General features: G+C 70.2%; 10 protein-coding genes. 7 read left to right on the top strand and 3 right to left on the bottom strand.

The features are described 5' to 3' along the window. The first annotated feature begins 294 nt into the window (after window positions 1-294). Both IR155_RS14515 and IR155_RS14510 read left to right on the top strand, forming a co-directional pair. Complete coding sequence (locus tag IR155_RS14515) at window positions 295-1,302, top strand: endonuclease domain-containing protein (RefSeq protein WP_135115516.1); 1,008 nt, start codon at window positions 295-297, stop codon at window positions 1,300-1,302. A 181-nt stretch (window positions 1,303-1,483) separates the two neighbouring features. Continuing rightward, a complete protein-coding gene (locus IR155_RS14510) occupies window positions 1,484-2,902 on the top strand; it encodes a serine hydrolase domain-containing protein (RefSeq protein ID WP_228067338.1) in 1,419 nt (472 codons plus the stop codon). Window positions 2,903-2,924: 22 nt separating this feature from the next. Here IR155_RS14510 and IR155_RS14505 read toward each other — a convergent pair whose 3' ends face one another. Then, window positions 2,925-3,938, bottom strand: a complete 1,014-nt coding sequence (locus IR155_RS14505; protein ID WP_135115514.1) for a LacI family DNA-binding transcriptional regulator — start codon at window positions 3,936-3,938, stop codon at window positions 2,925-2,927. Between the two features lie 107 nt (window positions 3,939-4,045). Beyond that, window positions 4,046-5,656 (bottom strand): GH35 family beta-galactosidase, encoded by a 1,611-nt coding sequence (locus IR155_RS14500; RefSeq protein WP_135115513.1) that lies wholly within the window; start codon window positions 5,654-5,656, stop codon window positions 4,046-4,048. A 227-nt stretch (window positions 5,657-5,883) separates the two neighbouring features. Here IR155_RS14500 and IR155_RS14495 point away from each other — a divergent pair, with 227 nt between their 5' ends. The 5 genes from IR155_RS14495 to IR155_RS14475 all read left to right on the top strand — a co-directional run bounded on the left by IR155_RS14495 (window position 5,884) and on the right by IR155_RS14475 (window position 12,033). Then, window positions 5,884-6,825 (top strand): ABC transporter permease, encoded by a 942-nt coding sequence (locus IR155_RS14495; protein ID WP_228067349.1) that lies wholly within the window; start codon window positions 5,884-5,886, stop codon window positions 6,823-6,825. A gap of 71 nt (window positions 6,826-6,896) precedes the next feature. Next, window positions 6,897-7,817 carry a carbohydrate ABC transporter permease gene (locus IR155_RS14490; protein WP_194210350.1) on the top strand — a complete coding sequence of 307 codons (921 nt, stop codon included), beginning with the start codon at window positions 6,897-6,899 and terminating at the stop codon, window positions 7,815-7,817. A 79-nt stretch (window positions 7,818-7,896) separates the two neighbouring features. Then, on the top strand, window positions 7,897-9,564 hold the full coding sequence (locus IR155_RS14485; RefSeq protein ID WP_135115511.1) for an extracellular solute-binding protein: 1,668 nt from the start codon (window positions 7,897-7,899) through the stop codon (window positions 9,562-9,564). A gap of 133 nt (window positions 9,565-9,697) precedes the next feature. Next, the gene (locus IR155_RS14480; protein ID WP_233441222.1) at window positions 9,698-11,239 is read left to right on the top strand and encodes a GH39 family glycosyl hydrolase; all 1,542 of its coding nucleotides are present in this window, start codon (window positions 9,698-9,700) and stop codon (window positions 11,237-11,239) included. A gap of 95 nt (window positions 11,240-11,334) precedes the next feature. After that, window positions 11,335-12,033, top strand: a complete 699-nt coding sequence (locus IR155_RS14475) for a glycosyltransferase (RefSeq protein WP_135115510.1) — start codon at window positions 11,335-11,337, stop codon at window positions 12,031-12,033. A gap of 61 nt (window positions 12,034-12,094) precedes the next feature. On the opposite strand, the gene IR155_RS14470 is transcribed toward IR155_RS14475, so the two are convergent. Continuing rightward, window positions 12,095-14,077 (bottom strand): alpha-glucuronidase, encoded by a 1,983-nt coding sequence (locus tag IR155_RS14470; RefSeq protein WP_135115509.1) that lies wholly within the window; start codon window positions 14,075-14,077, stop codon window positions 12,095-12,097. Window positions 14,078-14,580 lie beyond the last annotated feature (503 nt).

The following is a 14,580-nucleotide window of genomic DNA, read 5'->3' as shown; positions in this document are numbered from 1 at the left end:
CCCTCCGGCCCTTCCCGTCGCACCAAGGGGCCCCTCGGCACCGGCTCTTCGCACGCCCTTCACACCTCACCCGCACATCGGTGCCCTCCGGCCCACTTGAGCACCCACAAGGGCCGAACCGCACCAGATCTCCTCCCGCCCGCGGGGCCGGGCGCAAGGCTCGGTCCCGCCCATGGCTGCGTTCCGTCCCGGATGGCCGCCGCATAGCCCAGAGCCCCGTCCACAGGGTGCAAACTGGCGCGCGGATGTTCATGGGGGTGTGGGGCGACGGCCCCGCCACGCGACCGTCGTCGTATGAGAACGCATACGCCACCGGATGACCGCCTGCCCGCCGCGTTCCGCGTCGGCGAAGGCCTCGCCGCAGGGGTCGGACGGAAGCGGCTGCGGCACACAAGTCTTGAGCGGCCGTTTCGCGGCGTCCGCGTCCGGCCCGCGGAGCCTGTGGAGTGGGATGACGAGACACCGGAGGCCGTCCGACACACGGCGGCGATCCGCGAGCGGATGAACCACTACGCCCCCGTCATGCCGCAGGAGGCGTTCTTCGCCGGCGTCACGGCGGCCGTCCTGCACGAGATCCCGCTGCCGCCGTGGGCTGTCGCGCCGGTGGACACCCGGATCCCGGATCTCGTGGTCGCGGTGTGGGAGCCGCGCACGCCCCCGCGGCGGCCTGGCGTGCGCGGGTTGCGAGTGCGCCGGGAGCTCGCGGCGGTCACGACCGTGGCTGGTCTGCGCGTGGCGACGCTCGCCGACACCTGGGCGATGCTCGGCGCGACGCTCGGCGAGGACGATCTCGTCGTCGCGGCCGATCACCTGCTGCGTGTGCCGCGACATCCTGGTGGATTCCGGCCACCGGAGCGCGGGCCGTACGCGACCCGCGAGCAGCTCGCTGCCGCGATCGGCCGCCGCAAGGGCGCTGCAGCGCTGCGCCGGGCGCTCGAGCGTGCGCGGACGGGGTCATCCTCGCCCCGCGAGACCCGGCTCCGCCTGCTTCTCATCGACGCTGGGCTTCCGGAGCCGGTGCTCGATCTGGACGTCTACGGCCGACAAGGACATTGGATCGCCGCGGTCGACATGGCCTATCCGACCCTCAAGATCGCCATCGAGTACGACGGCGAGGGGCACCGCAGCCGTGCGCAGTTCGAACGCGACGTCGACCGCCTCGCGGACCTCGAGGCGGCCGGATGGATCGTCCTGCGTTTCACCGCTCGTCACCTGCGCAGGCACCGGGACGTCGTCGCCGCGCGGGTCCGTGACGCGATCCGCCGCCGTACTTCGGTGCCTTCCGGCCCTTCCATCCGCTGAGAAGGGCCGGACGGCACCGGAACTCCGACGCCCCCGCGCTCCCCGCTGCCACATCGGTGCCGACCGGCCCCTCCGGCGCCCCAGAAGGGCCGCAAGGCACCGGAACTCCGCCAGCCAGGCGCGGCAACCCGCCGGTCAAGCAGCGGCACCACCCGCGCCGACCTCGGGCAGAATCATGCCCATGACCGTTCGACGCCTTCCGCGCACATCTCCTGAGGCCGCGGGCGTCGACCCCGGCGCCGTCGGCCGCCTGTTCGCCGCGCTCGACGGCATCGAGGATGTGCACTCGGCGATGATCCTGCGTCACGGCTCCGTCGTCGCCGAGACGTGGTGGGCGCCGCACGAGCCCGAGCGCCGGCACCAGATGTTCTCGGTGTCCAAGGCGTTCACCTCCATGGCGATCGGCATCGCGGTCGGCGAGCGGCTGCTGTCGGTCGACGACCGCGTCGTCGACCTGCTGCCGGACGCCCTCCCCGAGACGGTGAGCGACAACCTCGCGGCGATGCGCGTCGAGCACCTGCTCACGATGACCACCGGCCATGACGCCAGCTCGATGCAGGGCATCGGCCGCACGCTCGGGCGCCCCGAGCTCGACTGGATGCGCGCCATCCTGGCGGTGGACGTCCCTCTCGAGCCCGGCAGCCGCTTCGTCTACGACACGGGCGCCACCTACCTGCTCTCGGCGATCCTTCACCGCCTCACCGGGACGCGCCTGCTCGACTGGCTGCGCCCGCGCGTGCTCGATCCGCTCGGGATCACCGGCGCCACCTGGGAACAGGACGGCCAGGGCATCGACGTCGGCGGCTACGGCCTGTCGATCGCGACCGAGGACATGGCGGCCTTCGGCCAGCTGCTGCTGCAGCGCGGTCGGTGGGGCGATGCGCAGCTCATCCCGGCCGACTGGATCGACCGCGCGATGTCGCCGCTCGTCGACAGTTCCCCGCAGAGCTGGGACGCCGACTGGCGACAGGGCTACGGCTACCAGCTGTGGCGCTGCGACGTGGATGCGGCCCGCGCCGACGGCGCCTTCGGCCAGTTCATCATCGTGTGGCCCGAGCACAACGCGGTGATCGCGATCACCTCGGGGACGTCCCGCACGCAGGCGGCGCTGAAGGCGGTCTGGGATGCGCTCGGCGATGCGTTCGGCGAGCCGACCGCGCAGGATGGCGATGCCCTCACGCCCGCCCATGCCCTCGTCACGCCGCACGGCGCCCCGACCTCGCCGCGGGAGGCGGATCTGCGCGGGCGCGTGCGCATCCTGAGCGAGCCGATCCAGGTCGAGGACGCGGAGATCCACGGTCTGTCGTTCGAGCGGGCAGGTGAGGAGCTGGTGCTGCGGGCCCACGATGCCGCCGGCGAGCTGCTCGGCGAGGCGCGCGCCGCGCACGACGCCTGGCGCGCGAACGACGCCGAGACCCTCGCCGCGTCCTTCGCGTGGCCGGATGAGCGCACGCTCGCCGTCACGATCATCGCCCTCGGCACGCCGTTCTCGTGGTCGGGAACCGCCACCTTCGACGGCGCGGATGTCGTCGCGCTCGCCTGGGCGCAGAACGTCGCCTTCGAGGGCCCCACGTCCTGGACCGCCACGGCGCACAGCTGACCCGGGCGCCGGGACGGGCCGCTCAGCCGCGCGGTGCCGCGGTGCTTCCGCGCTCGATGAGCGTGGTGGCGAGCTCGATCCTGGTCATCGCGGGGCGGTTGCCGTGCGACAGGTCGCCGAGCAGCCGCACCGCCTGGTCGGCCATCTGCGCGAGCGGCTGGCGCACCGTCGTGAGCGACGGCGACAGGTACTGGCACAGCACGGTGTCGTCGAAGCCGACGACCGACAGGTCGTCGGGGATGCGCAGGCCGCGCTCGAACGCCGCGTGGTACACCCCCATCGCCTCGAGGTCGCTCGACGCGACGATCGCGGTGGGCGGCTCCGACAGCTCGAGCAGCGCCTTCGCGGCGGCCTCGCCCCCGGCGATCATGAAGTCGCCGGGCTGGATGAGCTCGGCCTCCACCGGGATGCCGTTGCGGCGCAGGGCCGAGGTGTAGCCCTCCTGGCGCTCGAGGGAGATGGTCGCGGCGGGTTCGCCGCCGATGAAACCGATGCGCCGGTGACCGAGATCGATCAGGTGCTGGGTCGCGTCCCGCATCCCGGCCCAGTTGGTCACGCCGACCTGAGCGGTGTCGGGGGCAGGGCTGCCTGCGGCGTCGAGGCGCACCACCGGCACGCCGGCGTCACGCAGCCGCTCGAGTTCGACCTGGTCGGCGCGCGACGTCGCCACGATGACGCCGCTGGAGCGGTGTGCGAGCACGGAGGCCACCCACGTCGCCATCGAGAACCCCTCGTGCCACATGTTCGTCACGACGAGCGACTTGCCGTGAAGCGCCGCCGCCTGCTCGGCGCCCTGCACGACCTCGAGGGCCCAGAGCGTGCCGATGCCGCCGATGAGCAGCTCGATGAGGCCGTGCGGCTCGCCGTTGGTCGAGGCTCCGCGCGGCTGGTAGCCGAGCGAGCTCGCGGTCGCGAGCACGCGCTGGCGCGTGTCCTGCGCGATGTCGGTCCGTCCGCTCAGCACCTTGGAGACGGTGGACACCGAGACGTCGGCCTCGGCGGCGATGTCGGCGAGGCGGACACGGGATGCGGCCACGACGTTCCTCTCAGCGGCGGATCGCGGCTTGGATCAGTCGCGGTCGTGAACACTTATGCTGGCATGTCCGAAAACTTCCCGCAATAAATCGCGCCCGCGGCGCGCGGTCAGCGGTACCGGTAGAGACTGATCCGCTGGATCGTGAAGACACCGGGGACGAGTCGCAGGTGCCGACCCTGGTGGGTCTCGTCGCCGTTCAGCGGACGCCGGGTGCGCCACGCCCCCTGCTCATCGAATCCGCCCTCCTCGCAGCGCAGGATGCCGACCGACTCCGCGTCGGCCGCATCCGTCTCGAAGGTGAGCGTCACTCCCGTCCCCGCGACGACGAACTCGTCGTTCCCGGTCCGGATGACGATCGCGCCCGCGGGAAGGCGGGTGAGGTCGGCGGGGCGGTCGCCGGCCTCGTTGATGACGCCGTCCGCGAGGCTCGGGGCGATCGTGCGCTCGTAGGTCGCGTTCAGCACGAGGCCGCCGAGTCGCACGCGGTGCGGGGCACGGGGGTGCTCGGTCGGCGGCAGCAGGCCCGCCATCGTGCCCTGTCCCGCGTGCTCGGCGATGAGGGGCGCCAGCTGCCGCAGCACGTCGTAGCTGCCCGCGAGCAGCTCGGCCGCACGGTCTTCGATCGACTCGACCCCGAACACCGAGAACCCGATCGCGCCGTGGGCGCCGAAGGCGTAGAGGGCGTTCACCGACGCCTCGACGCTGCGCAGCGCTTCGGGCACGAACAGGGGGTTGCCGCTGTCGACGTAGCGCGCCGCCCACTCGGCGAACTCGGGGAAGTAGATGTCCGGGGCGAGGAAGTCGAGCGACGGCGCGCCGGCGCGCCAGATGTCGGCAAGGTGCGGCAGGGGGCCCGCGCTGGGGTACTGGCCCGGCTCGTAGCCGGGGCGGATGAGGGCGGCGTTCGTGTACATCGGCAAGGCGAGCTCGGCCCGGCCCGCGGCGGCGACGGCCTCCACGTAGCGCGCGAACGCCCACGCCATAAAGAGCTCGTCGGTCGCCGGCCCCGCGCCGAACACGTCGGTCCAGGTTCCCTCCGTTCGCTCGCCCGCGGCCTCCCACCGGGCCCGCAGCGACGGCTGAAGCCGCTGGCGGTGCCCCTGCAGGTACGCGATCAGTTCGGTCGGGACGGGTCCGGCGAAGGCGGCGTCCGCGGCGGTGCTGTGGTCGCGGGCCTCCGGGATCATCCCGATCTCGTTCTCGACCTGCACCATGACGACGGTGCGCCGCGGGTCGTGCTCCCGCAGGTGCGCCATCAGTGCGGCGAAGGCGCGTGCGTCGGCGTCGCGGTTCTCCTCCGAGAACGGTGACAGGATCTCCTGGGCCCGCCCGTGCGCGTCCCGCGTGCGGGGGAACCGGCTCATGTCTGTCTTGACCCACGCCGGGGCGTAGCAGGACATGCTGTTCTTCCAGCTGCCGAACCACAGCAGCACGACGCGCATGCCGTGCGCGGCGGCATCCTCGATCAGCTCGTCCACCGACGTCCAGTCGAACCGGCCCTCCTGCGGCTCGACGAGCTCCCAGTACGCCGGCGCGACGATCGCGTTGAGGCCCAATCGCTCGAGTTTCGCCCAGCGGCCCTCGAGGTAGGCCCGGTGCGCGGCCGAGTTCCCCAGCTCGCCGCCGCGGATCAGAAACGGGGCCTCGTCGACGATCAGCCGGGTGGCGGTGCCGTGGGGTTCGAGGCGCGGAAGGGGGGCATGAGCGTCGGCGGTCATGGGGTCGATCCTCCCAGTCGAGACCCGTTTCGAAAATCACGATCACGAAACTTTCTGCAAGTTCCAGCAATTTGTTGTTGACTCGGCCTTTTCCTTCGGCCTATCTTCGAGACGTTGCGAACGAGGGGCGGAGCGATCTTCGCGCCGCCGGTTCGGGCAGCTCGAGCGACGATGCTCGGGCGGCAGGAGGATGGATGTCACTGAGGACAGTCACCAAGACGGAGACAATGCGCACCGTCGAGGCTCGTTCGCGCACCGCGCGCGACGGCCGCAGCTGGAAGCGCGCTCTCCGTCGCGACTGGCAGCTGTACTCGCTCGTGGTGCTGCCGGTGGCGTTCCTCGTGCTGTTCAAGTACGTGCCGATGCTCGGCAACATCGTCGCCTTCCGCACCTACGTGCCGGGCGGATCGATGTTCGGCGAGGACTGGGTCGGCTTCCTCTACTTCGAGATGCTGCTGGGCGACGCGATGTTCTGGCGCGCGTTCGCGAACACCGTGATCATCGGCGCCCTGACGCTGATCATCGTCTTCCCGCTGCCGATCATCCTGGCGCTGCTGCTCAACGAGGTGCGCGTCCGGTGGTTCAAGAAGCTCATCCAGACGGTGAGCTACCTGCCGCACTTCATGTCGATCGTGATCGTGGCGAGCTTCGTGAAGGAGCTCACCTCGCTCGACGGCACGATCAACGCGATCGTCACGGCCTTCGGCGGCGACGCCATCAACTTCCTGCAGGAACCCGACTGGTTCCGCGCGATCTACGTCACCTCGGAGGCCTGGCAGACGGTCGGCTGGGGCACGATCCTCTACCTCGCGGCGCTCACGACGATCGACGACGGTCTGTACGAGGCCGCCCGGATCGACGGCGCGAACCGCTGGCAGCAGACCTGGCACGTCACGCTGCCGGGCATCCAGCCCACCATGATGGTGCTGCTCATCCTCAACATCGGCGCGTTCATGGCCGTGGGCTTCGAGAAGATCCTGCTGCTCTACAACCCCCTGACCACCGAGGTCGCCGAGGTGCTGTCGACCTACGTCTACAAGGTCGGCATCAACTCGGGCAGCCCCGCCTACGCCACCGCGATTGGCCTGTTCGAGGCGATCATCGGCCTCGTGCTCGTGGTCGCCGCCAACTCCATCTCGCGCCGAATGACCGGGAGCTCCCTGTGGTGAACACTCCTCCTCTCGAGACCGCCGTGGTCGCGACCGCGCCCGGCACCACGGCCGCGGACCCCGACCGCGACATCGAGGAGCTGGCGCCGCGCGTCGACCTCGCCGCGGTGCGGGCCTCCACACGCACGATCAAGCCGACCACCGGCTACCGCGTCTTCACGGTCATCAACGCGGTTGTGCTCGTGCTTGTCGGCCTGCTCACGCTCTACCCGTTCGTGAACCTCGCCGCGCGGGCGTTCAGCTCGCAGGCGGCGATCGCGGCCGGCGATGTCTTCCTGTGGCCCGTCGGCTTCAACACGACGACCCTGCAGAGCGTGGTCGAGCAGGAGCGGTTCTGGATCAACTACGGAAACACCGTGCTCTACACGGTCGTCGCGACGGCGATCGCCATGGTGCTGACCACGTCGTTCGCGTACGTCCTGTCGAAGCAGCACCTGAAGGGCCGGGGCTTCCTCGTCGGGATCACGCTGTTCACCATGTTCTTCGCCGGCGGCCTGATCCCGAACTACCTGCTGATCTCCGAGCTCGGCTTCAAGAACACCATCTGGGCGATCGTCCTCCCGCAGGCGATCAGCGTGTTCAACCTGCTCGTCATGAAGTCGTTCTTCGAGAACTTCCCCGCCGAGCTGGAGGAGGCGGCCGCCATCGACGGCCTGTCGACCTACGGCATCCTGTTCCGGATCGTCCTGCCGCTGAGCAAGGCGATCATCGCGACGATGATCCTGTTCTACGCCGTGGCGTTCTGGAACTCGTGGTTCCCGGCGTTCCTGTACATGGACGATCCGGATCTCTACCCGGTGTCCGTCTACCTGCGCAACATCATCGCCGGCGCGACCGGCACGGGCGAGGGACTGGGCGGCGACGCCGTGCAGATCGGCGCGAACGTCAAGGCGGTCACCACGCTGCTGACCGTGCTGCCGATCGTCTGCCTCTACCCGTTCATCCAGAAGCACTTCGTCTCGGGCGTCATGCTCGGCTCGGTGAAGGGCTGATCAGCCGGGCCGTCCATCCGATCCATCACCCCGCAGTACCCGTCGTGAACGACGACGTTCTCACAGCAACGGAGGAACAATGAAGATCCGCTACAAGGCGCTCGCTCTGGGCGCCGCGACCACGCTCGCGGTCGGCCTCGCCGGCTGCACAAGCGGCGGCGCTCAGGCTCCCGAGGAAGGCGACGCCGCCGCCATCGGCGAGGAGCAGTCGGTCGGCGCCATGGAGGAGTGGGGCGTCGGCGACTCGTTCAAGGCCACCGAGCCCGTGGCATTCGAGCTCACCTATCGCGACCACCCGAACTACCCGTTCAAGGACGACTGGTCGATCGTGAAGCACCACGCCGACGATCTGAACGTCACGTTCGACTACCAGTCGATCCCGCTCGCCGACTTCGGCACCAAGCGCACCCAGCTGATCCAGACGGGCGACGCCGGCGACATCATCCCGTCGACCTACCTCGCGGACGTGCAGAACGTCACCGCGGGCCTGCTGCCGATCTCGGACTACTTCGACTACCTGCCGAACTTCATGGACAAGGTCGAGAAGTGGGGGCTGGAGGGCGAGCTCGACAGCCGCCGCGACGCGAACGGCGACCTGCATGTGCTGCCGGGCCTGCTCGAGAACGCCAAGCCCGACTACACGATCGCGATCCGAGCCGACTGGTGGGAGGAAGCCGGCCTCGAGGACCCGAAGACCTGGGATGAGTTCGCCGAGCAGCTCGCCGTCATCAAGGAGGCTCACCCCGAGCTGAAGTACCCGTACACCGAGCGCTGGAACACCACGAACAACAACCAGCCGCTCGCGGCGGTGCTGCAGCTGGCATCCGGCAACTTCGGCACCGAGGCCGGTTGGGGCTTCGGCGACGGCGTCACCTGGAACGGCGAGGAGTACGAGTTCAGCGGCACGCAGGAGGGCTTCAGGGAGCTGCTCACCTACTTCCACGGTCTCGTGGAGGACGGCCTGCTCGACCCGGACGGCCTGACGCAGGATGACGACGCCGCGAAGGCGAAGTTCACCACGGGCCAGGCGGCGGCGATCTCGTCGAACTCGCAGGTCATCACCGAGTACCGCAACGGCCTCGCCGAGGCGGGCGACACCGAGGCCGAGGTGCGCAACATCGTGGTGCCCGGCGGCCCCGCCGGGGACATCATGGACCCGACGACCGGCGGCCACTTCGAGTCGGGCGTCGCGTTCTCGAAGGACGTCGCCGAGAAGCCCTACTTCAAGGCGCTGCTGCAGTACGTCGACTGGATCTACTTCAGCGACGAGGGCCTCGAGTTCGCCAAGTGGGGCGTCGAGGGCGAGACGTTCGAGGTCGTCGACGGCAAGCGTCAGCTGCTGGACGGCATCGACTGGAACGGGATCAACCCCAACGCCGGCGAGGACCCCAAGCTGCTGAACGCCGACTTCGGCTACTACAACGGCGTGTGGTCGCTCGCGCACGGCTCGACGGCCGACCTCGTCCAGTCGACCCTGGCCCCCGAGGTCGTGGAGTTCCAGACCGCGATGAACGAGCAGAAGGAGGTCGCGGACCCGGGTCCCGGCATCCCGCTCACGGAGGCGCAGCGCACCCAGACCGCCGTCACGCAGTCGAACCTGGCGACCGCGGTGCACACCGCCACCGCGCAGTTCATCAAGGGCGACCGGTCGATGGATGACTGGGACGCGTACGTCGCCGAGCTGCAGGGCCTGGGCATGGACGAGTACGTCGCGACCATGAACGAGGCCGCGGGCGTCGCCGAGTAGTCCCCGCCTCCGGGGGACGCGCCATCCCTGACGGCGCCGCCCCGGACCCTGTGAGGGGGTGGGATCACGCGTCCCACCCCCTCACTCGTTGTGCCTCTAGCCGCCCGTGTCGTCCCCTCGTCCTGGAGTCGTCGTGTCCCCTGCTTCCTCCTCGTCCGCCGTCATCGCGGTCCCGTCCGAGCCGATCGGCATCCTGACCGAGGCCTGGCGCAACGTCGTCGGCACCGGCCGGTTGAACCTCGCGCTGCGCGCTGATTACCGTGACTCGCTCGCCCTCGTGCAGAGCGAGATCGGCTTCCGTCACATCCGCGGGCACGGGCTGCTGTCTGACGACCTCGGCGTGCACCGCCCGTACGACGCGGCCGGCCACCGCGGCACGCGCTACTCCTTCACCTACGTCGACCAGGTGCTCGACTGCTACCTGGAGCTCGGCATCCGGCCGTTCCTCGAGTTGGGCTTTATGCCCTCCGGCCTCGCCTCGGGCGAGCAGACGGTGTTCTGGTGGGAGGGGAACGTCACGCCTCCCGCCGACTACGCCGAGTGGGCGGCGCTCATCCGGGCCCTGCTGCGCCACCTCATCTCCCGGTACGGGATCGACGAGGTCCGCACGTGGCCCATCGAGGTGTGGAACGAGCCGAACCTCGTGCACTTCTGGCAGGACGCGGATCGCGAGGAGTACTTCCGCCTGTACGAGGCGAGCGTCCTGGCGGTCAAGGATGTCGACGCGGAGCTGACCGTCGGAGGCCCCGCGATCTCGCCCGGCGCCGACGAGTGGTGGGGCCCCTTCGCCGACTTCGTCTCGCGCCGCGACCTTCCCGCCGACTTCCTGTCGTTCCACGCCTACACGTCTGGCCCCTCCGAGACGGTTCCGTTCGGCGTGTACCAGACCCTCCGTCATCCCTCGGATCTGCTGGGCCAGTTCGCGCGCCCGGCCGAGCTCCTCGCGGGCACGCGGCTCGAAGGGCTGCCGCTGCACGTCACCGAGTTCAACACCAGCTACCGGCCCGACAACCCCGTGCACGACACCGCGTACAACGCCGCCGCGCTGGCGCCCGTCCTCGCGGGCGGCGGCGACCACGTCGACTCGTTCGCCTACTGGACGTTCTGCGACGTCTTCGAGGAGGAGAACATCCCGACCGCGATCTTCCACGGCGGCTTCGGCATGCTCACTCACCGCCAGATCAAGAAGCCGACCTTCCACCTCTATGCCTTCATGGCGCGGATGGGGCCCGAGATCCTCGCTCGCGGGCAGGATCACCTCGTCACGCGGCACCCGGACGGCCGGATCGCCGTGCTCGCCTGGCAGTCGGTGGGCGGCACGGATGACCCGGAGGAGCCGGCCGAGCACCGCCTCTCGCTGTCGCTGCCGATGACCTCGCCTGCTGGATCCGTGTACGCGCGTCGCTCGGATGTCGACGGGGAGCGGGGAAACGCGTTCACCGCTTGGCAGCGCTTGGGGCGTCCGGCCTCGCCGACCCGCCGTCAGGAGGAGGCGCTGCGCGAGGCCGCCGAGCCGGTGCGCTCGCACTCGTCGCTGCCGATCGCCGACGGCCGTGTGCGCCTCGACGTGACGCTGCAGCGGCACGGCATCGCGCTGATCGAGCTCGACGCCGTGATCGACGAGACGCCGCCGTGGCTGGATGACCGTCGCATCCTCGGTCGGGCCGGCCGTTGAGCGCTCACAGCGCCTCGAATCGTCGGGCGGGCCGCTCGTTGAGCGAGCGCAGCGAGTCGAAACGCCCACGCCCATCGCGACCTAGGCTTGCTCCCGTGACTGCCGACGAGGATGACGGAGCGCGACCGGCCGGATCCGGCTTCGGATCCGGCGCGCTGTCGGTGTTCGCCGCGTTCGTCTACTGGCACCTGATCGTCGGGTTCCTGATGACCGTGGCCTCGCTGCCGGTCGTGATCGTGCTGTTCTTCCTCGGCCGCGAGATCGCGAACATCCCGCTCGTGCCGCTCACGCTCATCCTGTACGGCCCCGTGCTGTCCGCGGGCCTGTACGCCCTGCGCGACCGGCGACGCGCCGAGGAGCTCGCGCCCGCGCGGTCGTTCCTGCGCGGCATCCGGCTCGGCTGGCTCGACGCCCTGCGCGCGTGGGCGCCGCCGATGATCCTCCTCGCGGTGATCGCGGGGGCCGTCGCGGCCGGCGCCGGGACGCTTCCCGGCTGGTACACGGGCATCCTGCTCGTCCTCGCCCTGCTCGTCCTGCTGTGGGGGCTGAACGCCCTGGTGATCGCGACGTTCTTCTCGTTCCGCCTGCGCGACATCGCGCGCCTTGCCGCCTTCTACCTCGGACGCCGCTGGATCGTCACGCTCGGCGAACTGGCTCTGCTGATCGTCGCCGGCGCCGTGGTTCTCGTGGGCAGCGAGGGCGTGCTCTGGCTGCTCGCCGTGGTCTTCGCGGCCTTCCTGCGTGAGATCACGGCCCCGCTGGTGGCCGACGTCGAAGCGCGCTTCACCGCCTGACCCGGCCTCCCGCTCGTTGAGCGAGCGAAGCGAGTCGAAACGCCTAGACCCCGCCTACCGCTCAGTAGATCCGGCGCCCGCGCTCATCCGGGACGCCCGACTTGCGCAGGAAGTACGTGTTCACCTGGTCGCGCCACTCGATCGCGCTGCGCAGCTGCTCGGCGAGGCGCTCCGTCACGCGCGCGGCGAGGGCGGGCTCGACGGATCCGCTCGCCCGGTCCCACGCGGCGACGAACTCCTCGACGCGCTCCACGCCCGCGAAGTGGGTGTCGTAGATGTGCTGGATCACGGTGGTTCCGCTGTGAAGCACGTGCGTGTACGGCACGTGGTGGAAGAACAGCAGCAGCTCGTCGGGGCACGTCTCGAGCGACTCGTAGGTCTCGCGCCACGGCGTCGGGTAGAGCCCCGCGAAGCCCGTGCCGGTCGCGACCGTGCGATCGACGCCGATGCCGTCGCGGTCGGCGAAGTGATACGTGCCCCACGGGGTGTACTCGTAGCCGTCCACATCGGGCCCGTAGTGGTGGCCGGGGCGCACCATAAAGCCCACGCCGAGCGGTGTCGTGTACTGCTCGTAGGTCTCCCACGAACAGTCGAGGATGTCGCGCACGGTGCGCGCGACGGGCGCCGGCGCATCCGGGAACGTCTGCTCGATCCACTCGTCGAGCACGGCGCCCGGGTCGGCGGACGGATCCCACGTCAGGCGGCCGTACGCGTACAGATTCGCCTGGGCGAACGGATGACCGGTCCAGAACGCGTCATCGCCGACGTTCGACACGGCCGCGAATCCGCCGGTCGCGAGCCCGGCGACGGGGCCGGCCTCGCCGAAGTCGAAGCCGAGGATCTCGCTCCACTGGCGCCCGAGGTAGACCGCGTGCCGCTGCTGCCCGGTGTATTCCTGCGTCACCTGCAGCTCGAGCGCGAGCCGGGTCTGCGGCATGGCGGCGAGCACGGGGGAGACGGGCTCGCGCACCTGGAAGTCCATCGGCCCGTACTTCACCTGCACGCTCACGTTGTCGTGGAAGCGGCCGTCGAGCGGCGAGAAGTGGTCGAAGGCGGCCCGGGCGCGGTCGGTCGAGCGGTCGCGCCAGTCCTGCGTGTGGTTGTAGACGAAGGCGCGCCAGTGGATGATCCCGCCGTGCGGGGCGACCGCCTCGGCGAGCATGTTCGCGCCGTCGGCGTGGTCGCGCCCGTACGCGAAGGGCCCCGGCTGGCCCTCGGAGTCTGCCTTGATGACGAACCCGCCGAAGTCGGGGATCGCGTCCCACACCCGGTCGGCGGCCTTAGCCCACCAGCGCCGCACTCCGTCGTCGAACGGATCGGATGTGGCGAGCCCGCCGAGCAGGATCGGCGACGCCCACGACACCGACAGGTGGACGCGGATGCCCCAGCGCCGGAACTCCTGCGCGATGCGCGCGACGTGCGGAAGGTCGTCGGTGAGCAGCCGCGCCTCACGCGCGTGGACGTTGACGTTGTTGAGGGCGACGCGGTTGATGCCGATCGAGGCGAGCAGCCGCGCGTACGCGGCGACGCGCGACAGATCCTCGCGCACGCTGCCGCTGCCGGGCAGCCCGTCGCCGCCGTCGAAGAAGATCGACGCTCCCGCATAACCGCGCTCGACCGGTCCCATCACGGGGTGGACGTCCATGTTGTCCCAGTGGTCGAGCATGCGCAGGGCGGCGGCGGGCGCGTGGCTCTCGTCGGCGTCCTCGCCCGTGAAAGCCTGCTCGCCGAGGCGCACCACGTGGAAGAACCCGTGAAGCAGGTCGCGTCCCGAGCCCGCCACGACCGCGAGGCGCCCGCCGCGGCGGGAGAGGCGGAACCCCTCCTCGCCGATGGCGGCGTGCTCGTCGATGGCGAGCACGAGGTCGGCGTCGGCCGCGACGTCGCGCGTGAGCGACCCGCCGTGGGCCCCGACCGCGGTCGCCACCTCGGCGGCGATCGTGTCGGCGAGCGGGTCGCCCTCGGCCACGGCGATGCGGCGTCGGCCGAGAGGGCCGAAGGCGAGGGACGAGAGCCAGGCGGGATGGATGGCGGCAGAGGTCACGAGGGCGAGCCGATCAGCGTCGAGGGGCGGGCACGTCCCTCCAGTCTGCCGCAGTCCCGGCCATTTGTGGCCACCCACGACAAAACCCGCCCCTCCTCCGGTCGTTGAGCGAGCGAAGCGAGTCGAAACGAAGGGCCGCCGTGCGCTTCGACCGTTTCGACTCCTCGCTGGCGCTCGTCGCTCAACGACCGAGGATCGGCTTCCGGTCGTTGAGCGAGCGAAGCGAGTCGAAACGAAGGGCCGCGCCACGTTTACACCGTTTCGACTCCTCGCTGGCGCTCGTCGCTCAACGACCGGGGATCGGCCTCCGGTCGTTGAGCGAGCGAAGCGAGTCGAAACGGGGTGACGTCCCGGCGGGCGCAGGCCACTTACGCGAAGCGAGCGATGCTTCTATGTGTGTCAACTGGCTTCGAGGAGTCGGTAGAGGGTGCGGGCGAGGTAGCGCTTGAGGATGCGGCGGATGTCGCGGTCGGTGCGGCCTTCGGCTCGGCGGCGTTGGGCGT

The sequence above is a fragment of the Microbacterium paludicola genome (genome assembly GCF_015235415.1).
Taxonomy (GTDB): Bacteria; Actinomycetota; Actinomycetes; order Actinomycetales; family Microbacteriaceae; genus Microbacterium; species Microbacterium paludicola.
Note: the sequence above shows the minus strand (reverse complement) of the source record. Positions and strands in the feature narration are given on the sequence as shown.

Bases quoted from the DNA above. Each gene is read 5' to 3' on its own strand.
- IR155_RS14485 (WP_135115511.1), top strand. From the start codon at position 7,897: ATGAAGATCCGCTACAAGGCGCTCGCTCTGGGCGCCGCGACCACGCTC.
- IR155_RS14500 (WP_135115513.1), bottom strand. From the start codon at position 5,656: ATGACCGCCGACGCTCATGCCCCCCTTCCGCGCCTCGAACCCCACGGC.
- IR155_RS14510 (WP_228067338.1), top strand. From the start codon at position 1,484: ATGACCGTTCGACGCCTTCCGCGCACATCTCCTGAGGCCGCGGGCGTC.
- IR155_RS14495 (WP_228067349.1), top strand. From the start codon at position 5,884: ATGCGCACCGTCGAGGCTCGTTCGCGCACCGCGCGCGACGGCCGCAGC.
- IR155_RS14515 (WP_135115516.1), top strand. From the start codon at position 295: ATGAGAACGCATACGCCACCGGATGACCGCCTGCCCGCCGCGTTCCGC.